The organism is Streptomyces sp. NPDC054047, assembly GCF_055585065.1.
Genome location: NZ_JBVJKV010000009.1, coordinates 116,486 through 136,412, shown reverse-complemented (window position 1 = coordinate 136,412; position 19,927 = coordinate 116,486). Strand labels below are relative to the sequence as shown.

The 19,927-nt window shown below is 73.5% G+C and carries 15 protein-coding genes; 9 read left to right on the top strand and 6 right to left on the bottom strand.

The genetic code is table 11. The annotated features are described in order from the left end of the window. Window positions 1–6 precede the first annotated feature (6 nt). Window positions 7–1,206: a type ISP restriction/modification enzyme gene (locus ACZ6ZP_RS29295; protein ID WP_351165125.1), complete on the top strand. Its 1,200-nt coding sequence runs from the start codon at window positions 7–9 to the stop codon at window positions 1,204–1,206. A 47-nt stretch (window positions 1,207–1,253) separates the two neighbouring features. Here the strand turns inward: ACZ6ZP_RS29295 and ACZ6ZP_RS29290 are convergent, their stop codons facing one another. Continuing rightward, a complete protein-coding gene (locus ACZ6ZP_RS29290) occupies window positions 1,254–2,654 on the bottom strand; it encodes an MFS transporter (RefSeq protein ID WP_399982484.1) in 1,401 nt (466 codons plus the stop codon). A 238-nt stretch (window positions 2,655–2,892) separates the two neighbouring features. Here ACZ6ZP_RS29290 and ACZ6ZP_RS29285 point away from each other — a divergent pair, with 238 nt between their 5' ends. The 3 genes from ACZ6ZP_RS29285 to ACZ6ZP_RS29275 all read left to right on the top strand — a co-directional run bounded on the left by ACZ6ZP_RS29285 (window position 2,893) and on the right by ACZ6ZP_RS29275 (window position 8,371). Next, window positions 2,893–3,876 carry a zinc-binding dehydrogenase gene (locus ACZ6ZP_RS29285; protein WP_399982481.1) on the top strand — a complete coding sequence of 328 codons (984 nt, stop codon included), beginning with the start codon at window positions 2,893–2,895 and terminating at the stop codon, window positions 3,874–3,876. A 101-nt stretch (window positions 3,877–3,977) separates the two neighbouring features. After that, window positions 3,978–4,916 carry an NADP-dependent oxidoreductase gene (locus ACZ6ZP_RS29280; RefSeq protein WP_399982478.1) on the top strand — a complete coding sequence of 313 codons (939 nt, stop codon included), beginning with the start codon at window positions 3,978–3,980 and terminating at the stop codon, window positions 4,914–4,916. Between the two features lie 638 nt (window positions 4,917–5,554). Continuing rightward, entirely contained in the window at window positions 5,555–8,371 is a 2,817-nt protein-coding gene (locus tag ACZ6ZP_RS29275; protein WP_469408971.1) for a helix-turn-helix transcriptional regulator, read from the top strand. Between the two features lie 19 nt (window positions 8,372–8,390). Here ACZ6ZP_RS29275 and ACZ6ZP_RS29270 read toward each other — a convergent pair whose 3' ends face one another. Next, complete coding sequence (locus tag ACZ6ZP_RS29270; RefSeq protein WP_351165131.1) at window positions 8,391–9,101, bottom strand: TetR/AcrR family transcriptional regulator; 711 nt, start codon at window positions 9,099–9,101, stop codon at window positions 8,391–8,393. A gap of 63 nt (window positions 9,102–9,164) precedes the next feature. On the opposite strand from ACZ6ZP_RS29270, the gene ACZ6ZP_RS29265 reads away from it, so the two are divergent. Together ACZ6ZP_RS29265 and ACZ6ZP_RS29260 are read left to right on the top strand one after the other, a co-directional pair. Then, a complete protein-coding gene (locus ACZ6ZP_RS29265) occupies window positions 9,165–10,106 on the top strand; it encodes an ATP-binding cassette domain-containing protein (RefSeq protein ID WP_399982470.1) in 942 nt (313 codons plus the stop codon). An 84-nt stretch (window positions 10,107–10,190) separates the two neighbouring features. Continuing rightward, entirely contained in the window at window positions 10,191–10,973 is a 783-nt protein-coding gene (locus tag ACZ6ZP_RS29260) for an ABC transporter permease (protein WP_383818026.1), read from the top strand. Window positions 10,974–11,007: 34 nt separating this feature from the next. Here ACZ6ZP_RS29260 and ACZ6ZP_RS29255 read toward each other — a convergent pair whose 3' ends face one another. From ACZ6ZP_RS29255 to sigK, 4 genes are all read right to left on the bottom strand, one after another. Then, window positions 11,008–12,735, bottom strand: a complete 1,728-nt coding sequence (locus tag ACZ6ZP_RS29255; RefSeq protein ID WP_351165135.1) for an amidohydrolase — start codon at window positions 12,733–12,735, stop codon at window positions 11,008–11,010. A 199-nt stretch (window positions 12,736–12,934) separates the two neighbouring features. Next, the gene (locus ACZ6ZP_RS29250; protein ID WP_351165136.1) at window positions 12,935–13,201 is read right to left on the bottom strand and encodes a hypothetical protein; all 267 of its coding nucleotides are present in this window, start codon (window positions 13,199–13,201) and stop codon (window positions 12,935–12,937) included. Between the two features lie 116 nt (window positions 13,202–13,317). Further along, window positions 13,318–14,112, bottom strand: coding sequence for an anti-sigma factor (locus tag ACZ6ZP_RS29245; RefSeq protein WP_469408968.1), 795 nt, complete (start codon window positions 14,110–14,112; stop codon window positions 13,318–13,320). Continuing rightward, window positions 14,109–14,663, bottom strand: coding sequence for an ECF RNA polymerase sigma factor SigK (gene sigK / locus ACZ6ZP_RS29240; RefSeq protein WP_351165139.1), 555 nt, complete (start codon window positions 14,661–14,663; stop codon window positions 14,109–14,111). Before sigK ends, ACZ6ZP_RS29245 begins: the two co-directional genes overlap by 4 nt. 222 nt (window positions 14,664–14,885) lie before the next feature. Here sigK and ACZ6ZP_RS29235 point away from each other — a divergent pair, with 222 nt between their 5' ends. From ACZ6ZP_RS29235 to ACZ6ZP_RS29225, 3 genes are all read left to right on the top strand, one after another. Beyond that, window positions 14,886–16,445 carry a DUF4331 domain-containing protein gene (locus tag ACZ6ZP_RS29235; RefSeq protein WP_351165140.1) on the top strand — a complete coding sequence of 520 codons (1,560 nt, stop codon included), beginning with the start codon at window positions 14,886–14,888 and terminating at the stop codon, window positions 16,443–16,445. 156 nt (window positions 16,446–16,601) lie between these two features. Continuing rightward, complete coding sequence (locus tag ACZ6ZP_RS29230) at window positions 16,602–17,903, top strand: tetratricopeptide repeat protein (RefSeq protein ID WP_469408965.1); 1,302 nt, start codon at window positions 16,602–16,604, stop codon at window positions 17,901–17,903. Window positions 17,904–18,483: 580 nt separating this feature from the next. Further along, window positions 18,484–19,872 carry an urease accessory protein UreH domain-containing protein gene (locus ACZ6ZP_RS29225; RefSeq protein WP_469408963.1) on the top strand — a complete coding sequence of 463 codons (1,389 nt, stop codon included), beginning with the start codon at window positions 18,484–18,486 and terminating at the stop codon, window positions 19,870–19,872. The last annotated feature ends 55 nt before the right edge of the window (window positions 19,873–19,927 follow it).

Below are 19,927 nucleotides of genomic sequence, written 5' to 3'. Positions count from 1 at the left end.
CGTACGATGCCGGGCGTGACGCACGACCAAGCGGCGCTGCTCGCCGACCTGATGCCGTGGTCCGTCGCACCGCTCCGGCCGGGCCGCGGGTGGCCGATGGGACCGGACGCCGCATCCCTCAGGGCCCGCTGGGCCGCGTTCGTGCGGGCGGGCACGGATGAGCGCGAGCGGCTGCTCTCCCCATCGCGCTCACGCACCCTGCACACGGCGGTCGCCCAGCTCCCGGGCCATCAGGGCGCGACGGTCCCGCTGGCCGCCGAGTCGGGCCCCTGCCCCGATCCGGTGCGCGTCCTGCACGGCCCCTTCGACGAGCAGTGGCTGATCCCTGACCACCGGCTCATCGACACCGCTCGCCCCGAGCTGTGGCGGGTCGCGGGCGAAGGCCAGGTGTTCCTCGTCGAGCAGGGGCAGGTGACCGGCTCCGCGGGGCCCGCGGTGCTCGCGTCCGCCGTGCTGCCGGACGGCCGCTCCCCCGCCGGGCGGCCGGGACGCATCCGCCCGCTGTTCCGCCGCCCCGGCGGCCTCGAACCCAATGTGGCGCCGGGGCTGCTCGCCCATCTCACGAAGGCACTGGGCCACGAGGTCGAAGCCGCGGATCTCCTGTCCTGGACGCTGGCCGTGGCGCAGGCGTCACCGGCCGGCTGCCGGGTTCCGCTGCCGGCCGACGCCGGGACCTGGGCGCGGGGCACGGAGTTGGGGCGCCGCCTGCTCGCGCTCCAGGCGCGCGGCGACGGGGCGCGGCCGAAGCTTCCCGGCGGGCGGCGGCCCTACGTGAGGGCGCCGCTGCCCGCCCGGCCGGTGGAGGTCTCGTACGACGCCGACGAAGAGGCGCTGTGCGTGGACGACGGCCGCATCTCGCCGGTGCCGCAGGAGGCGTGGGACTTCGAGGTGAGCGGGGTGCGCGTCCTTGAGCTGTGGTGCGAGCGGCGCACGGCCACCGGTGAGGCGGGCTCCTTGGAGGCGATCCGTCCCGCGCAGTGGCCGCAGGCGTGGACGTCCGAGCTGCTCGAACTCATCACGGTGCTTGCGCTGCTGGCAGAACTCCGGCCGCTTCAGGAGGAGTTGACGGGCGATCTCGCACCCGGGATCACGGCCGACGAGCTGCGCCGGGCGGGCGTGCTCCCCGCACCCGACGCCGCGCGGCGCCCCGCGTCGGTGCTCGACCACCACGAGGAGGGCCCCGGCGGCCAGTTCGCCCTGCTCTGAGCCGCCCGACGCCGCGCCTCCTCGGGGCGCTCCCTCGGGACGCTCCGCTAACCCTGCCCGGCCTTCCGGCTGCCGCCCGACGCGAGCAGCGCCACCAGCCCGGCGGCCTGCAGCAGCGCGAGCGCCGCGACCCCTGTGCGGAAACCGCCCGCTCCCCCGCCGCCCAGGCCGTACGCGAGCGCCGCGATCGCGGGGCCGACGGTGAAGCCGAGGGTGCGGAAGGTGTTGCCGACGCCGCCGATGGTGCCCACCAGGTCGGGCGGTGTGGCGGCCAGGAGCGAGGCGTTCACCGGCGTACCGAACAGCGCCTGTCCCACTCCGATCACGGCGAGCCGCCAGCCGATGTCGAGAAGACCGGCACCGGAACCGAGCGTCAGCATGCTCAGCAGACCGCCGATGACCAGGAGCAGTCCCGCCGCCCCCACCAGTCTGCCGGGCAGCCGGTCGGCGAGCCGGCCGCTGACCGGCGAGCAGAGGGCCACCGTACCGATGAAGAAGACCATCGCGAGGCCGGTCAGGGAGGCGTTCTCGTGCAGGACGTCGGCGACGTAGAACGGCAGCAGGAAGTAGGAGAGCCCCACGAACGTGCCGGTCAGCAGGAGTGAGAGGACCGGAAGGCCGATGGCCCTGCGCCGCAGGAGCCCGGTCACCGGGCGCGCCGAGCGCAGGCGCGTCCACCACACCGCGAGCGCGGCGGCGGCCACCGAGAACAGCCCGGCGACGACGGGCTGCCCGGCCTCGATCCGGTCGAAGGCCACCAGGAGCGCGGTCACCGAACCGCCGAGGACCAGGCCGTCGCCCACCAGGGACCGGTCGGGCCGGGTGAGCCCGCCCCCGGTGGAGGGGATGTAGCGCGCGCCGAGCCAGACCACGACGATCAGGACCGGGACCTTCATCAGCAGCACCGGCCGCCAGCCGTACGCGTCCGCGACGAACCCGCCCAGGGACGAGCCGCCCATCGAGCCGATCGGCATGATCGTGGCGATGTAGCCCATCGCGCGGCCCCGCTGTTCGGGCCGTACGACGGCGGCGACCACCGGCAGGTACACCGCCACGGCCAGGGCGCCCGCGACGCCTTGCAGGACGCGGGCGGCGAGGAGCACGGGGAGGTTCGGCGCGGCGGCGGCGAGGACGCTGGTGAGCCCGATCGCCGGGACGGAGAAGAGGAACACGGCACGCAGGTCGACCCGGTCCGTCCACCGTCCGGCGGGGATCGCGAGGGCTGCCGTCGGCAGGGCGTAGGCGAGGAGCACCCACTGGGTCGCGGAGGTCCCGACGCCGAGGTCGGCGCCGATCGCGGGCAGCGTCACGGAGGAGAGGCTCAGCTCCAGGGTGACCATCAGCATGGCGAGGGCCATGACGGCGACCGGCGTCCAGCGGGTCCTGGTGAGGGTGGTCCCGGCGGCGGGCGTCGGGGGTGGCGTGGTGTCACAGGTCGCGTGCGTCATGGGGTCGACGCTAGGAAGAGGAGCCTGGGCGTCGCCTCTGTCGTACGACTGGGAACGACCGGGTGCGCGGACCCCAGTCGCCCCCCGGTCAGTACCTGACCGGTACCCAGTCGGCACCCGGTCACCACCCCGTCATGATCCCGGTCGCCCGACAGAGGCACCGGACCCTGGGTGCTCCCTAGCTTTCTGGTTGTCAGCACGGGCAGTTCGGCCCGTCGGCGACGAAAGCGAGTTGGCCATGCGAGCGATCCGACTGCACGCCTTCGGCGGGCCCGAGAACCTGCGGTACGAGGAGGTCGCCGACCCGGTGCCGGGCCCCGGCCAGGTCCGTATCGCCGTCGAGGCGGCGGGAGTCCACCTCCTCGACACCGCGCTCCAGAAGGGAGCGGCGGACGAACTCCCTTTCCCGATCCCCGAGTTGCCGATGACGCCGGGCCGTGAGGTGGCGGGCGTGGTCGCCGGGCTCGGCGAGGGAGTGGACGAGGAGTGGCTCGGCCGGCGGGTGGTGACACACCTGGGCCTGGTCAACGCGGGCTACGCGGAGCTGGCCGTGCGCGAGATGGAGGCACTGTTCCCGCTGCCGGAGACCCTCTCGTACGAGGCCGCGATCGCCATGGTCGGCACCGGCCGGATGGCGCTGGGCGTCCTGCACGTCGCCGCGCTCGAACCCGACGACGTGGTCCTGGTGACGGCCGCCGCGGGCGGCATCGGCACGCTCCTCGTGCAGGCCGCGCGGAACGCGGGCGCGACCGTGGTGGGCGCGGCGGGAGGGCCAGGGAAGGCTGCGCGGGTGCGGGCATCGGGCGCGGACCTGGCGGTCGACTACAACGAGCCCGACTGGGCGCAGAAGGTGCGCGCGGCGCTCGGGGGCCGCGAGGTGAGCGTCGCCTTCGACAGCGTGGGCGGCGAAGCGGGACGCGCCGCGCTCGAACTCCTGGGATTCGGCGGCCGGTTCGTCGTCTACGGCTGGTCGTCGGGGGCACCCACGGAGCTGGCCACCAAGGACCTGCACGGCAAGCTCCTGACGGCGACGTACGCGCTGGGCCCGCGGATCGCACGCGTCCCCGGGGGCCTGCGCGGCCTCCAGGAGCGGGCGCTTGAGGAGGCGGCGCGCGGCACGCTCGTACCGGCGGTGACGACGTTCCCGCTGCGGGACGCGGGCGCGGCGCACGCGGCGCTGCTGGGGCGGGAGACGGTCGGCAAGGTGGTCCTGAAGCCATGACGACGCTACGGCATACGGGACGCACAGGATGCATGGAAGGCATAGGACGTATGGGGCGTACGGGGCTCATTCAGCGCACCCAGCTCAAGGGAGGAACCCCCATGACTGCTACGACTACGACGACGATGCGGGCGGCAGCGTTCGAGGCCTACGGCCCGGCGGAGGTGCTGCGCCCGGTGATTCTGCCCGTCCCCGCGCCCGGCCCGGGCGAGGTCCGCGTTCGCGTTCGGGCGGCCGGTGTGATGCCGTTCGACATCGGGCTGCGGCAAGGCGTGATCAGACCGCCGGGGGCGGTGTTCCCCGTCGTGCCGGGCAATGAGTTCGCGGGAACGGTGGACGCGCTCGGCCCCGGGACGACGGGCTTCGCTCCGGGAGATCCGGTGCTCGGCTTCTCCCTCCTCGGCTCGTACGCGGAGTACGCGGTGGTCCCGGTGGAGAATCTGGTCGCCAAGCCCGACACGATGGAGTGGGCGGTGGCGGGCGGCTTCTCGGGGAACGCGCAGGGCGCGCACATGGCGCTGAGCGCGATGCGGGTGGGCCCGGGCGACACGGTTCTGATCAACGCGGCGGCGGGCGGACTGGGCACGCTGGCGGTGCAGTTGGCGAGGGCGTGGGGCGCGAGGACGGTGATCGGCACGGCGAGCGAGGCCAACCACGACCATCTGCGGTCGCTGGGCGCGATCCCCGTTACGTACGGCGACGGCCTGGAGGAACGGGTGCGCGCGATCGCCCCGGATGGCGTGGACGCGGCGCTGGACGGGGCGGGCGCGGAGGCGCTGCGGGCGTCGGCGGCGGTGACGCACGACCCGACCCGGGTCATCACGATGGTCGCCACGGAGGAGGCGCGCCGCCTGGGCCTGCCCGAACTGACCGGCACGAGGACGGCGCCCCGCCTGGCGGAAATGACGGACCTGTACGCGAAGGGAGCCCTGCGGGTGCACATCCGCGCGCGGTACGAGCTGGACCGAGCGGCGGACGCGCAGCGGGAGGTGGAGCGGGGCCATGGCCGGGGCAAGGTGGTCCTGGCGGCAACGCCTTGAGCAGTACCCCCAAGCTCCGCGCCTGCGCCTCGGGCCCACTTGGTCCCCCTCCCTCCGGTTGCGCCTTGCCCGCGATGGAGGCTTCGCCTCTGGCCCACGGGACCCGTGCGCCTGAGGCTGCGCCTCGGATCCGCTGTTCCGGCGCACATCAGGCGTGCGCCCCTGTCCCGCCGCTGCGCGGCGGATCTTCCCCACCCGCCCACCCGTTACCCCGCGGCCTCGGGCCATGGTGGACCGATCCTGCCCTCCCTCCAGCTGAGCCGGCACTCGGACCCGCCGCGAAGCGGGCGGCATGGGCGGTGCGGATCCGGGCGCGGGGTGAACGGACGGGCGGGCGGCACGAGCGGCGCAGACCCGGACACGGGGCGAACGGGCGGGTGGGCGGGACAGACCCGCCGCGAAGCAGGCGGCACGAGCGGTGCGGATCCAGACGCGGGGTGAACGGGCGGGTGGGCGGGGAAGATCCGCCGCGAAGCGGGCGGCATGGGCGGTGCGGATCCAGACGCGGGGTGAACGGGCGGGTGGGCGGGCAAGACCCGCCGCGAAGCGGCGGTACTGATCCCCCAGCCCCCTGCCCCCCCCCGGGCCCCCACCCAAAGCCGCCCGCCAGGGCCCCCACCCCCGGTTAGGGTCAACCCATGCTCTACGGACGCGGCAGCGAAACCGCCCTGCTGGATGGACTGCTGGCCAAGGCCCGGCAGGGCCACAGCGCCGCCCTCGTCGTACGAGGAGAGGCCGGCATCGGCAAGTCCGCCCTGCTGGCCCACGCGGCGGCGACCGCCACAGCGCACGCCACGACCCACCGCACAAGCCTGCTGCAAGCAACCGGCATCGAGGCCGAGAGCGAACTCCCCTTCGCCGGACTGCACTTGCTCCTGCACCGCGTCACCGACCGTATCGACGACCTCCCCGAGCCCCAGGCCAAGGCCCTGCGCGCGGCCCTCGGGCTGGCGCCCAGCGCGCGGGCCGACCGCTTCCTCATCGGCCTCGCCGTGCTGACCCTCCTCGCGGATCTCGCCGAGGGCGAAGGCTCCCTCCTCTGCCTGATCGACGACGCCCAATGGCTCGACCAGGCCTCCGCGGACGCCCTCCTCTTCGCCGCCCGGCGCCTCGCCGCCGAAGGCGTCGTCATGGTGTTCGCGGCCCGCGACGCGCACGCGCCGCCGTTCCCCGCCCAGGGCCTGCCCGAGCTGCGGCTCACCGGGCTCGACGACGAGGCCGCGGGCGAGCTCCTCGCCGAGCACGCGGGCGACCTGCCCCGCTACGTACGCGAGCAGATCCGCGGCGAGTCCGGCGGCAACCCGCTCGCCCTGCGCGAGCTGCCCGCCGCCCAGCGCGAGGGCCACATCCCCGCCTACGGCTACCACTTGAGTGCGCTGCCCAGCCACTCCCGTCTCCTGCGGACCTTCGCGGACCGGATATCCGCGCTGCCGCCGACCACCCGGTCCCTGCTCGTGGTCGCGGCGGCCGAAGGCACCGGCGACCTGACGGTGACGGCGACCGCCGCCGGGAAGCTCGGCGCCTCCGTCACCGATCTGGAGCCCGCCGAGCGCAAGGAGCTGCTCAGCCTGGACGGCGGACGCCTCGCCTTCCGGCACCCCCTGATCCGCGCCGCCGCCTACCAGAGCGCCCCGGTCGGCGACCGCATCGCCGCGCACCGCGCACTGGCCGAGGCCCTGCCCTGCGTGGGCAACGTCGACCGCCGGGCCTGGCATCTGGCGGCGGCCACCACGGAGCCCGACGAGTACGTCGCCGGCATCCTGGAGCAGACCGCTGAACACGCGCGGGCCCGCGGCGGCTACGCGGCCGTCGCCGCCGCCTGCGAACGCGCCGCCCAGCTCAGCCCGGACGGCACCCACCGCGCCCGGCGCCTGGCGCTCGCCGCGTCGGCCGCCGCGGACGCGGGCCAGAACGAACGCGCCGCCGAACTCGCCCTGCGCGCCGCCCCGCACCTGACCGACCCGGCCGTCCTCGCACAGCTCGCCCAGGTGCGCGCCGCCGTCGCCCGCGAGCAGGGCCGCCTCGACGCCTCGTACTCCGTGCTGCTCGACACGGCCGCCGAGATCGCCCCGCACACACCCGAGACGGCGGCGCTCATGGTGTATGAGGCGATGACCGCCGCGTGGCTGTCCGGGCACCGGCAGTCGATCGACGAGATCAGCCGCCGCATCGCCGGTCTCGACCTCAGGACTCCCCCGCACGCCCTGCCCTATCTGCCCGCCGCTGAGGGGCTCGCCCGGCTCGCGGCGGGCGACCCGGGCAGTGGACTACCGCCGCTGCGCGCTCTGTTCGAGAGCCTGCGGGCCGAGCGCCACGACCGCGGGCACACCCTGCGCGAACGCGTATCGATCGCCTCCTGGTTCGCACCGCTCGGCGACCTCGAGACCGGCAACGACCTCGCCGCCGAGCTGGACCGCGAGTGCCGTGAACAGGGCGCGCTCGGCCCGCTGCCGCTGGTGCTCCTCATGCGCACCCGCGCGCGGATCTTCCTGGGCCGCCACAGCTGCGCCCTGACGGGTGCCGCCGAAGGGCTCCAGATCGCGCGGGACACCGGACAGCCGCACTACGTGGGGCAGTTGTCGGGCGTCCTCGCCTATCTCGCGGCGCTGGAAGGCGACGAGGAGCGCTGCCGCGAGCTCGCCGCCAAGGGCGATCTGCGGCAGGTCATGCCGGGCCAGGTGTGGGGCGGCGTCGCGATCGGCATGCTGGAGCTGGGCCTCGGCCGCTACGAAGCCGCCCTTCGCGCGTACGAGGACGTCGCGGCGAGCCCGTCGGGCCACACGATCGTCGTCCTGTACTGCGTGCCGGACCGGGTCGAGGCCGCCGTGCGCGCCGGGACCGGACAGGCCGATTCCGTACGGGACTCGGCACGGGGCTTCGCCGCATGGGCCGAGCACACCGGGGCCGTCTGGGCGCGGGCGCTGGCCGCCCGCTGCCGTGCGCTGCTGGCCCCGGATGCCGAGGCAGGACCGGCGTACGAGGAAGCTCTCGCGCTGCACGTCGACGACGGCCGCCCCTTCGAACGGGCCCGCACGGAGCTGCTCTTCGGGGAGTGGCTGCGCCGCGCGGGCCGCAGGAGCGAGGCCCGTACGCCGCTGCGCTCGGCCCTCGACACCTTCGAGCTGCTCGCCGCGCCGCCGTGGGCCGAGCGGGCGCGCGCCGAACTGCGGGCCACCGGCGAGAGCCGCGCGCGGCAGACCGGCGACACGGCTCCCCTGGACCGGCTCACCCCGCAGGAGCGCCAGGTCGTGCGGCTCGCGGCGTCCGGCATGACCAACCGGGACATCGGCGCCCAGCTGTTCCTCTCGCCCCGCACGGTGGGCTACCACCTCTACAACGCCTATCCGAAGCTGGGCGTGGCATCGCGCGGCGAGCTGGCCCGGCTGGAGTTCCGGGACCAGGAGGACCAGGAGGACCAGGAGGACCAGGAGGACCAGCAAGAGGCGCCGGCCTAGGCGCCTTTGTCACCGCCGCTCAGGCGAACGAGTCCAGGAGCCTGTTCAGCATCCGCTCGAAGAGCTCGTCGGAGTTCCCCGGCGCGGGCCCCTCGGTGAGCGCCGCCGCGAGCCGCGGATAGGCCCCACCGGCGACCTGCCCGGCGAGATAGGCGAACCGCGCCTGCTGCTCCTGCTCCTCCGTCCACGGCAGTGCCCGCGCGCGCTCGGCCATGGCGAACTCGTTGACGACGTACGTCATGACCGAGCCGTTGACCATCCCGATCAGCTCCATCTTGGTGCCGTAGGGAGCGTCCAGGCCCTCCAGGGCGCCGAGGCAGTGCTCCAGGTAGCGCAGTGCGTTCGGGCTGAAGCCGTAGAGCGCCGACATGATCCGCGGCAGCCACGGGTGGCGGCGCATGATGGCGCGCGTCTGGCGGCCGAGCGCCAGCATCTCCGCACGCCAGTCGCTGCCCGGCGGTCCGGCAGGCAGTTCGTACTCGCCGCTCACCGCGTCGACCATCAGCTCGTTCAGGTCTTCTTTGCGCGGTACGTAGTTGTAGAGCGACATGGTGCCGCAGCCGAGCTCGCCCGCGACTCTCCGCATGGAGACCGCGTCGATGCCGTCCGCGTCGGCGATGCGGACGGCCGCCGCGGCGATGTCCGCCCTGCTGTACGCGGGCTTCGGGCCACGGCCCGCACGCTCGGGGCGCGCCCAGATCACTTCCGGTTCGGCCGCTCGGCCCGCCATTGATCATCACCTCGCCCCCCATGTTAGTTACGTACAGCGTACGTAGTGAGGTACCGTACGGACATGACTTCTACGTACGCTGTACTTAGTGAGGGTCTGGAGAAGCGGTTCGGCGAGGTCCACGCCCTGACGGGGCTCGACCTCGCCGTCCCCGAGGGCACCGTCTGCGGACTGCTCGGGCCCAACGGAGCGGGCAAGACGACCGCGGTGCGCCTGCTCACCACGCTCCAGACGCCGGATGCCGGGACCGCGCGCGTCGCGGGGCACGACGTGGTGCGGGAGGCCGCCGCGGTGCGGCGGCTCATCGGGGTGACCGGGCAGTACGCCTCCGTGGACGGCGATCTGACCGGGCGGGAGAATCTGCGGCTCTTCGCCCGGCTGCTGCGGGCCCCGCGGGCGCGGGGCGACGAACTGCTCGAGCAGTTCGGCCTGACGGACGCGGCCGACCGTCCCGCGCGCACGTACTCCGGTGGGATGCGGCGGCGGCTCGACCTGGCGGCGAGTCTCCTGGTGCGGCCGAGGGTGCTCTTCCTGGACGAGCCCACCACCGGGCTCGACCCGCACAGCCGGAACGGCATCTGGGACGCCGTACGCGAACTGGCCGCCGCGGGGACGACCGTGCTGCTGACCACGCAGTATCTGGAGGAGGCCGATCAGCTCGCCGACGAGGTCGTGTTGATCGACGGAGGCCGGGCCGCACATCGCGGCACCCCTGCCGCGCTGAAGGCCCAGATCGGGAGCTACGTCGAGGTCGTCCTCCCGCAGGACGCGGCGGCGCAGGCGCTGTCCGCCGCCGCGGTCGTCCTCGACCAGCTCACCGGGGCCGAGCCGGTCCTGGACGCCGAACGGCGCACCGCCGGAGTGGTCGCCCTCGACATGGATCTGACGCTGCCGCGGGTCGTACGGGAGCTGGATGCCGCGGGGGTGCCTGTCGTGGACGCGACGCTTCGGGCGCCGACGCTCGACGAGGTGTTTCTGCGGCTCGTCGCCGCTCGCGTCTCCTAGACCGCCGCTTCCCGGCGGACGTTTCCCGCCCACCCACCGGATCGCCCCGCAGCGAACAGGTGGGGTCTACCCACGGAGTCCCTCTTGAGCGCCATCCTCTACGACGGCACCGCCGTCCTCGGCCGGCACCTTCAGCGCATCAAGCACGCGCCCGCCATCCTCCTCATGACGCAGACGATGCCCATCGTCTTCCTGCTCTTCTTCGGCTACGTCTTCGGCAGCGCCCTGGCCATGCCCGGCGCCGACTACCGCGCCTTCCTCGTCCCGGGCATGCTCGTCGCGACCACCGCGAACGGCATCATGACCGGCATGTTCACCGCCGCCCAGGACTCCCACCGGGGCGTCATGGACCGCTTCCGCACGATGCCCATGAGCCGCTCGGCGGTGCCGCTCGGGCAGGCCGCCGCCGATCTGCTGACCACCGCCGTGGGGCTCGTGCCGCTGATCCTCGTCGGGCTCGCGATGGGGTGGCGCATCGAGGGCGGACCGCTCCAGGCCCTGGGCGCCTTCGGCCTGTTGCTGCTCTTCCGGTTCGCGACGACCTGGGTCGGCATCCTGCTCGGGCTCGCATCGCAGAGCGAGGAGGCGGCGGGCCAGCTGGGCGGCGCGACGTTCATGCTGCCGCTGCTCTCGAACGCGTACATCCCCGCCGACGGGCTTCCCGGCTGGCTGCGCACGGTCGCCGAGTGGAACCCGATCAGCGCGGTGGCCACGGCGGTGCGCGATCTGTTCGGCAACGCGCCCGTGCCCGCGGACGCCGCCTGGCCGGTGGCGCACCCCGTGGCCGGGTCGATCCTCTGGTCGCTGGTGCTGCTCGGCGTGTGCGTGCCGCTCGCCGTCCGCCGGTACACGCGCGGCGGACGGTGAGCGGACGAACTCGCGTCACGCCTCTGCTTCCGGCCTACTTCTGGGGTTCGAGCTCCGGCCCCAGCGACGAGAACTTCTCCTGGGACACGACCCGCTCCGGCGGCCAGGTGATGTTCGACGGCGGCCACTTCTGGCCCGTCTTCTTCAGGAACCATGCCGGAGGTTCGTACATCGGCGGCTCATAGCCGTCGGGCAGCGCGGTCTTCCAACTGACGCCCTTCGTACGCTCCTTGAACTCGTCCTTGACCGCCTTCAGCCGTTCGGGGTGCGTGATCAGGTCGACCGCCGTCGCCGCCAGATACTTCGCCGCGGCGATCACCGCGGCCTGGCCGGGCGCGGCCGCCGCGCAGGCCGCGGTGGACCAGGTGTGCATCTTGGTGCCGATGGGGGCGAGCGCGGCGCCCATCGAGACGGTGGGGACGTTCCAGCTGATGTCGGCGACGTCCGTGGAGCCGCCACCCATGAACACCGGGTTGGGTGGGGTGAGTTCACCGACCTTGTCGTGCATGCCCTTCTGGGGCAGGCCGAGGGATTCCTGGAGCTCCTTGGCCAACTCGTGGGCCTCGGAGCTGAATCGGGGCGGCCCTATCTCCCGCATGTTCGCGTGCAGGAGCTCGGCGAAGGCCTTGGCCGGGAGCTGGTTCCAGCAGGCCGACGTGACGCGGTGGCGGACGGTCGTCCGGGAGGCCTTCGCCGCCGCCTCGGAGACCGCGATCACCTTGTCCAGGAGGACCTGGACGCGGGCGGGGCTTCCTTCGCGCACGTAGTAGGAGATCTCGGCGATCTCCGCGGTGACGTTCGGGATGTCACCGCCGTTGTTGATCACCCAGTGCAGGCGGCCGCTCGGCGCGAGGTTCTCCTCGCGCAGGAACTCCGACATCGTCGCCATCATCACGGCGGCGTCGAGCGCGGACTTGTTGCCGAGCGGGGTGCCGCCGTGCCCGGCCACGCCGAGGAAGGTGAAGGTGACGGCGCTCATCGCGGTGGTGCTGCCCCAGCCCGTCGCGTTGGCCGTCGAGGGGTGCCAGTCCAGGAACGCGTCGAGGCCGTCGTACACCCCCTTGCTGACGGCGTACGTCTTGCCGATCAGCATCTCCTCGGCCGTGGAACCGAAGAACTTCACGGTGACGGGCAGCCGGTGCTTCTTGGCCGCCTGCGCGACGGCCGCCGCCGCGGCGGCGGCAGCCGTGCCGAGCGCGCTGTGGCCGCAGCCGTGGCCGGGGCCGTAGCTGGGCGCGAAGGGGTCGTGGATGTACTCGCGCGGATCGTGGTGGCCCACGCCCTTGTTCTGGGAGAGGCCGGGCAGCGCGTCGTACTCGCCGCTGAAGCCGAGGACGGGGCCGCCCTTGCCGTGCGTGAAGGTCGCGGTGAACGCTGTCGGGAAGCCCGCGGTGCCGAACTCGACGTCGAATCCGGCCCGTTCGAGGAAGTCGGCCTCCGCGATGGAGGACTTCCACTCGCGCAGGGACAGTTCCGCGTTGTCCCAGATCTCGGCGTTCAGGCCGGTGATGCGGTCGTCGTGGGAGGAGATCCAGTCGAGCGCCGCCCGCTTGGCGGGGGTGTCGGCCGCAAGGCCTTCGGGGGCTTCGTAGGCGGCGGGGCTGTCGTCGGCGCCGGCGGCCATCGCCGGGTCCGCGTCGGCGGTCATGACACCGGCGGTGACACCGGCCGCGCCGAGGAGCTGCATGATGTGGCGGCGGCTCAGGGGCGGTCCGCCCGCGGGGAGTGCCTCATGCTCATGCTGATCGTGCAGGTCACACACGCGCACCTCCGGGGGTGAGGTTGGGTGTATCAGCCAAACAATCAGCCACATTGGGGCCCGAAAGTTGCGGCGTCAACAGGTGCGCATGACACGGGTGTTACGGAAGGGACGTGATGAGTGACGTGTGCAGTAAGGGAAGGGGCGGGTGGGTGGGAGCAATCCGCCGCTGAGCGGCGGCCGAACCCCCGACCACCCGTGGTCAGCGACCCCCAAAGAGCGACCGCCGCAGCCTGCGCAAGGGAGCGAAGAGGGAGACCCTCCGCACACGTGCACCTCGGCCACTGTGGTCGTGCGCGCCCCGCGAGGTCAGCTCACGCATCAGCAGCGTCGCCTCCGCCGTCTCGCGCTGCGGAACGGCGGGGCCGCCCAGCACTGAGAGATGGCGGTCGAGACGCGAGCTGGTCGCGCTGCTCCCGCAGGTGATCGCAGGGACACGCGCCCTGCTGCGCACCGTTATCTGTTCCATGTCACTCCCCACCCGTACGAGGGCACCCGGCCCAGGGCAGGTTAACCCTATCGCCCCGTCCGGACACCCGTGTATCCCGGTCACAGGATTCACCTACCCAGTAAGGAGGTTGACGATTACTCTCCGAATCCAACTGATTCCAGGGCGAGTTGGACAAGAGGGGCAGAAGTGGGCTCCTCTGAGCCCCCATCGGGTTCGACGGTCACGGCCAGTGACGTGGCGGACGCGCTCAGGCCCGTGGCGATCACCGGCGTTTCACCCGTGAGGAGGCCCAGGGAACGGGCCTCCGAAGGGGTCCGCATCACCCACAGTTGGTGCGCACGGCCCCGAGGCGGCGCCCCGAGCCCCGTGACGGCCACCACGGCGCGCCGCCTGGACTCCGACGCGACGACGGCGATGCCGCGCCCCCACACGTCCCGCTCCGCGCTCGCGCGGGCATCCGGAGCGGCCAGGACGTGGGCGATCTCACGTGCGTCGGCGCGCTCGCGGTCGAGTCGGCCGTCGGAACGGATCAGCTGGACGGCGAGGATCGCGCACACCGCCAGCACGAGCGCGGTGAAGGCGACGACCGGAAGAAAGAGTGCGCGGGTGCGTGGGGGCGCGCTCGGAGCGGCGGGCGCCCGCGGGGGCGGCTCCTGCTCCGTCGTGCGTACGGCGGCGAGCACCCGCTCGCGCAGAGCGGGCGGCGGAGGTGTCGCCGCCGCGCCCGCCAGGCGTACGGCGCCCTCGCCCAGCTCCCTGGTCTCCGCCCGGCAGCCCGGGCAGCGGCCCAGATGCCGCTCGAAGCGGCGCAGTTCACGGGGGTCGAGGGCGTCCAGGGCGTAGGGGACGGCCAGGGAGTGGACGGCACGGCGGAGGCGCGACCGCCCCGCGGCGAACCCCCTGAGGTCCCCCTCCGTGCCGCGCGTCATGTCGCGCCTCCCGTGGCGGCGCCCAGGCAGTCGCGCAGGCGCAGCAGCCCGTCCCGCATCCGCGTCTTGACGGTGCCGAGCGGGACGGAGAGGCGCCGGGCGACTTCGCGATACGTATAGCCGTCGTAGTAGGCGAGGGTGACGGCCTGGCGCTGGAGGTCGGTGAGGCGCCGGAGGCAGCGGCGCACCCGTTCGCGCTCCAGGTTGGCCTCGACCGCCTCGGCGACCTGGTCGAAGGCGGGTCCTTCGCCGCGCCCGGCCACACGCCGTTCGCGGTCGTTCGCCGCGCGGACACTGCGTACCCGGTCCACCGCCCTGCGATGGGCGAGCGTGAGGATCCAGGACAGGGCGCTGCCGCGCGCCGGATCGAAGCGGCCCGCCGTCCGCCACAGTTCGAGCAGCACCTCCTGGACCACTTCCTCGGACTGCGCCGGATCACGCAGGACGCGGCGGACCAGTCCGTAGACCGGCCCGGAGACCAGGCCGTACAGCTTCTCGAACGCCGGCTGGTCTCCCTGGGCGATCAACGGCAGCAGATCGTCGGCCTCCATGCGGGTCCCCTCCCCCTCGTGTCCCCCTCGTCCCGGCCCGGGCGGCTCACCGCCTCCTGGGCCGGGCGGCTCATCGCCGGTCGCCCCGTGATTCGCGGCGAGAGGAGGCACCGGATTGGAGACAGGCCCAATCCGTCCGGCGCTCCGCCCCGAATGGCGTTCGTCAGGCGGCTTGCGCGCACCGCGCGTGGGGTCGCGCGAGGAACAGTAAGGACGGACGCGATGACAGCTATCGCCAAGAGCCGAGCGGGGCGCCGCGGCAAGCGCGGCCTCGCCGTGCTCGTCTGTGGCGCGCTGGCCGCCGGGGGGCTCGCAGCCGCCGGCGTGACGGCACTGGAGCCGCAGACGGCGGACGCCGCCAGCCACCGGGAGGCTCCGCTGATCTCGGGGCAGCCTCAGTACGACAACACGGACGTGTACGCGTTCGTCAGCCCGGACAAGCCCGACTCCACGACGATCGTGGCGAACTGGCTGCCCTTCGAAGAGCCCGCGGGCGGCCCCAACTTCTACCCGTGGGCCGACGACGCCCAGTACGACGTCCACATCGACAGCGACGGGGACGCCCAGGGCGACCTCCTCTACCGGTGGACGTTCGACACGAAGACGAAGAACGGCGACACGTTCCTCTACAACACCGGGCCCGTGACCAGCCTCGACGATCCCGACCTGAACGTGACGCAGACGTACGACCTGGAGCTGATCAAGCTCAAGGACCAGAAGGTCACCTCGACCACGAAGCTCGCCGACGACGTGCCCGCGGCGCCGTCGCACGTCGGCAAGGCGTCGATGCCGAACTACAAGAAGCTGCGCGACCAGGCCGTGCGCCAGATCAAGGGCGGCGGCTCGACGTTCGCGGGACAGGCCGACGACCCGTTCTTCCTGGACCTGCGGGTGTTCGACCTGCTGTACGGCGGCGACCTGTCGGAGGTCGGCAACGACACCCTCAAGGGCTACAACGTGAACTCCCTCGCCCTTCAGGTGCCGACCGCCCAGATACGGCAGTCGGAGAAGCAGCCGACCGTCGGCATCTGGTCGACGACGCAGCGCAAGAACGCGGGCGGCAAGTGGACCCAGGTCTCACGGATGGGCAATCCGCTGGTCAACGAGGTCGTCGTGCCGCAGAAGGACAAGGACAAGTTCAACGCGTCCTCGCCCTGGGACGACGCGCAGTTCCTGAAGTACGTGACCAAGCCGGAGCTCCCCAAGCTCCTGGAGAAGATCTACAAGCTGAAGGCGCCCGCCGAGCCGCGCAACGACCTCGTCTCGGTGTTCCTGACGGGCGTGAAGGATCTCAACCAGCCGCCCGGCGTCCGGCCCGCCGAGGCCCTGCGGCTCAACACGTCCATCAAGCCGGCGGCTTCGCCGAAGCGGCTCGGGGTGCTCGACGGCGACAACGCCGGGTTCCCGAACGGGCGGCGGCTCGCCGATGACGTCGTCGACATCGAGCTGCAGGCCGTCGAGGGCGAACTCACCGGCAACAAGAACGACCTGGGCGACGCGGTGAACGTCAACGACCAGAAGTTCGGCGGGACCTTCCCGTACGTGGCGCTGCCCACGTCCGGGTCCCGGGGACCGCTGGCCAAGGGCGGCAGCGACGACGGCACATCGGCGCGTGACGCTCTTGGCGGCGGTGCCGTGCCCGGGCGTCCGGAGTCCGGCGGTGGCGACGACACCGATGCCGTGCTGATCGCCTCCGCAGCGGCGGGGGCGGCCGGTGTGCTCCTTGTCGGGCTCGGGCTCGCGTGGTGGCGCAGGCGCGGGACCTCCGGGGTCGTGGGCTGAGCCCCTTCCCCACCTCATGACCGGCGCGGCCCGCATCCATCCCCCTTGCGGGTCGCGCCCTCTCTCCCCGTACGGAATACGGAAGTCTCGGAAGGCCCAGTGATGGCATTACCTCGTTCTGCCGCTCGTTCTGCCGGTCGGTTCGTGGTGGCGGCGGTGGCTCTCGCGCTCGCGATCACCGGAGGTGCCGTCGTGGTCGGCGGTGCGGGCGGGTCGGACCGGCCGCCGCCGTCCGCCGCCGTGGCGCCGGGTGCGGGTGCGGGCTCGGGCTCGCTTCGGGGGGCCGATCTCGATCGTGGCATCGAGGCGTTGCAGGCCCATCTGCGGGACCAGCCGCGGAACTCCGCCGCGTGGGCGTCACTGGGGACCGCCTACGTCGAGCAGGCCCGTACCCGGGGTGACCCGTCGCGTTACCGCGAGGCGGAACGCGCTCTCGAGCGGTCCCTGAAGCTTCGGCCCCGCAATGACGCGGGGCTGGCGGGGCGGGCGGCGCTGGCTGCCGCCCGCCACGACTTCACGGGGGCGCTGCGGGATGCCGAGGCGGCGCTCGACGTGAACCCCTACAGCGAGGGGGCGTTGGCCTCGCGGATCGACGCGTTGGTCGAGCTCGGGCGGTACGGGGCGGCGTCGCGGGCCGCGGACGAGGCCGACGCGCGGCGGCCCGGGGTGCCGGTGTTCACGCGGTACGCCTATGTGCGGGAGCTCCGGGGCGATGTGGCCGGGGCTCGGCGGGCACTGTCGCGGGCTGCGGACGCGGGTGGTGGCGGCGGCGGGGATGTCGCGTACGTGGCCACCGAGCTGGGGCAACTCGCCTGGCGGCAGGGGCAGTACGGGGAGGCGCTGAAGCAGTGCGGGAGGGCGCTGCGGGCCGACGCCTCCTATCTCCCGGCGATGGAGTGCCGGGCGCGGGCGTGGGCCGGGCAGGGCCGGACGGCGCAGGCGATACGGACGCTTCGGGATGTGGTGGCTCGGGCGCCGCTGCCGGGGCCGTTGGTCGCGCTGGGCGAGTTGTACGAGGCGCGGGGCGAGCGGGGTGACGCGGCGAAGGCGCGGGAGCAGTACGCGTTGGTGTCCGCGTGGGTGTCCCTGGCCCGGGCGAACGGGGTGAACGCGGATCTGGACGCGGCGATCGCGTTGACGGATCACGGGACGCGGGCCGAACGGAAGGCGGCGCTGCGGGCCGCGCGGGCGGAGTGGGGCCGGCGGCACACGGTGCACACGGCGGACGCGCTGGCCTGGGCCCTGCACGTCAACGGCCGCTCGGAGGAGGCGCTTGCGTACGCCCGCCGGGCCACGGCCACGGGGTTCCGCGAGGCGTCGTTCATGTACCACCGAGGTGTGATCGAGGGGGCGGCGGGCGATGCGGGGGCGGCTCGTCGCTGGAAGTCGGCGGCGGTGAAGCTGAACCCGGGGTTCTCGCCGATGGCGCCGGGGCGAGAAGCGAGGGGATCATCGTGAGGTCGACTACTGATCGTTCTGGGCGCGGTACCGCGCCGATATGCCCGTCCGCGCCCTTGTCCGGTGACCGCGCTGCGGGTCCCGCGGTGCGGCCCGTGCGTGGGCGCGGGGCCGCGCCGATACGCCCGTCCTCGCCCTTGTCCCGTGACCGCGCTGCGGGTCCCGCGGCGCGGCCCGTGCGTGGGCGCGGGGCCGCGCCGGTATGTCCGTCCGCGCCCTTGTCCGGTGACCGCGCTGCGGGTCCTGCGGTGCGGCCGGTGCGTGGGTGCGGGGCCGTGCCGGTATGTCCGTCCTCGCTATCGTCCGGTGGCCGCGAGGGTGCTTCGGCACCGGAGCGCCGCGAACCGTGCTCCGGGCGGACATACCGGCACGTCCCCTCCCGAGCTCTCCCGACTGCGGCCGATCGCTGGTCGCTGTGGGGCAATCGGGCGGGTGGACGGGAAAGGCCCGTTCGTCGAGGGGCGGATGCGGGGGTTCGGGCGGGTGGGTGGGAGAGCTTGTTCGTCGAGGTGTCGCTGCGGGGTAATCGGGCGGGTGGGCGGGAGAGGCCCGTTCGGGCTGTGGGCGCTGAGGGGGAGCGGTGAAGCGGCGTGCCCTCGGCCTCGGGGGCGCCCTGACCGCGGGGCTCGCGCTCACCCTGCTGCCCGCAGGGGAAGCCTCCGCCCACCCGCTGGGCAACTTCACCGTCAATCAGTACGACGGAGTCGTGGTCAGGCCCGGACAGCTGCGGGTCGACCACGTCGAGGACCTCGCCGAGATCCCGGCCACTCAGGCCATGCCCCGCATCAAGCGCGTAGGCATGGCGAGTTGGGCCGAGGCCCGGTGTGAGGACGCCGCCCGCGGCAGCCTGCTGCGGGTGGACGGGCGGGCGGCGGAGCTCCGCGTGGAGAAGGCCCGGGCGGTCACCCGGGACGGGCAGGCCGGACTGCCCACCCTGCGCGTGGAGTGCGAGCTCGGCGCCCCGCTCCCCCGGGACTCCGAGCTCGCCGCCCGCTTCGAGACCGCCGGGCAGCCGGGCCCGGGATGGCGGGAGGTCACCGCGCAGGGCGATCGGATGACCCTGAGCGCATCGGACGTACCGAAGGCCTCCATCTCCCAGCGGCTCACCCGTTATCCGGAGCGGCTGCTCGACTCGCCGCCCGGCGAGGACTCCGCCACCCTGCGCATCGCCCCCGGCGGCCCCGCCCTCATCGAGGAGAAGCCGGAAGCGCCGGCTTCGGCGCTGCCGCGCGGCGCCGACCGGTGGACCCAGGCCCTCACCGGCCTCGTCGCCCGCCACGACCTCACCCCCGGCTTCGCCGGACTCGCCCTGGCCATCGCCCTGTTGCTGGGGGCGCTGCACGCCGTCGCGCCGGGGCACGGCAAGACGCTGATGGCCGCGAGCGCCGCCGCGCGGGGGCGCGCCTCCCTGCGGGACGTCCTCCCCCTCGCCGCCTCGGTCACCGTCACCCACACGCTCGGCGTGACGGCCCTGGGGCTGCTCGTGGCGGGCGGCTCGGTCGCCGCCCCCTCCGTCATCGCCTGGCTGGGAGTGGTCAGCGGCATCCTCGTCGCCGGGGCGGGAACCCTGCTCGTGCGAAGGGCCTGGCTGCGGCGCAGGCACTCCCATCATCACCACCACCATCACCATGAAGCGGCTCCCTCTGTGCGGGGCGCCCTCTTCCTCGGCTTCGCCGGGGGGCTCGTGCCCAGTCCCTCCGCCGTCGTCGTACTCGTCGGCGCCGCCGCCCTGGGCGAGGCCTGGTTCGGGTTGCTGCTCGTCCTCGCGTACGGGGTGGGCCTCGCCGTCACGCTGACGGCCGCCGGGTTCCTCCTGGTGCGGGTCGGGTCGCTCGCCGGGCGGCGGGTCCGCGGGCCCCGGTGGCTGCACCGGGCCACGCACCGCTTCCTGCCGCTGGGCTCCGCCTGTGTCGTGGTCGCTCTCGGGTGCGGATTGGTGTTCAAGGGGGCGGCAACCGCACTCGGTTGAGGTAGTTTTGTGGAGAATCGCACGGCTCAGGATGGGGGACGCCCGTGAGCGACGA

What these genes read in the sequence shown, in the direction of transcription:
- ACZ6ZP_RS29295 (WP_351165125.1), top strand. Translation starts at nt 7, where the DNA reads ATGCCGGGCGTGACGCACGACCAAGCGGCGCTGCTCGCCGACCTGATG.
- ACZ6ZP_RS29290 (WP_399982484.1), bottom strand. Translation starts at nt 2,654, where the DNA reads ATGACGCACGCGACCTGTGACACCACGCCACCCCCGACGCCCGCCGCC.
- ACZ6ZP_RS29285 (WP_399982481.1), top strand. Translation starts at nt 2,893, where the DNA reads ATGCGAGCGATCCGACTGCACGCCTTCGGCGGGCCCGAGAACCTGCGG.
- ACZ6ZP_RS29280 (WP_399982478.1), top strand. Translation starts at nt 3,978, where the DNA reads ATGACTGCTACGACTACGACGACGATGCGGGCGGCAGCGTTCGAGGCC.
- ACZ6ZP_RS29275 (WP_469408971.1), top strand. Translation starts at nt 5,555, where the DNA reads ATGCTCTACGGACGCGGCAGCGAAACCGCCCTGCTGGATGGACTGCTG.
- ACZ6ZP_RS29270 (WP_351165131.1), bottom strand. Translation starts at nt 9,101, where the DNA reads ATGGCGGGCCGAGCGGCCGAACCGGAAGTGATCTGGGCGCGCCCCGAG.
- ACZ6ZP_RS29265 (WP_399982470.1), top strand. Translation starts at nt 9,165, where the DNA reads ATGACTTCTACGTACGCTGTACTTAGTGAGGGTCTGGAGAAGCGGTTC.
- ACZ6ZP_RS29250 (WP_351165136.1), bottom strand. Translation starts at nt 13,201, where the DNA reads ATGGAACAGATAACGGTGCGCAGCAGGGCGCGTGTCCCTGCGATCACC.
- ACZ6ZP_RS29245 (WP_469408968.1), bottom strand. Translation starts at nt 14,112, where the DNA reads ATGACGCGCGGCACGGAGGGGGACCTCAGGGGGTTCGCCGCGGGGCGG.
- sigK (WP_351165139.1), bottom strand. Translation starts at nt 14,663, where the DNA reads ATGGAGGCCGACGATCTGCTGCCGTTGATCGCCCAGGGAGACCAGCCG.
- ACZ6ZP_RS29235 (WP_351165140.1), top strand. Translation starts at nt 14,886, where the DNA reads ATGACAGCTATCGCCAAGAGCCGAGCGGGGCGCCGCGGCAAGCGCGGC.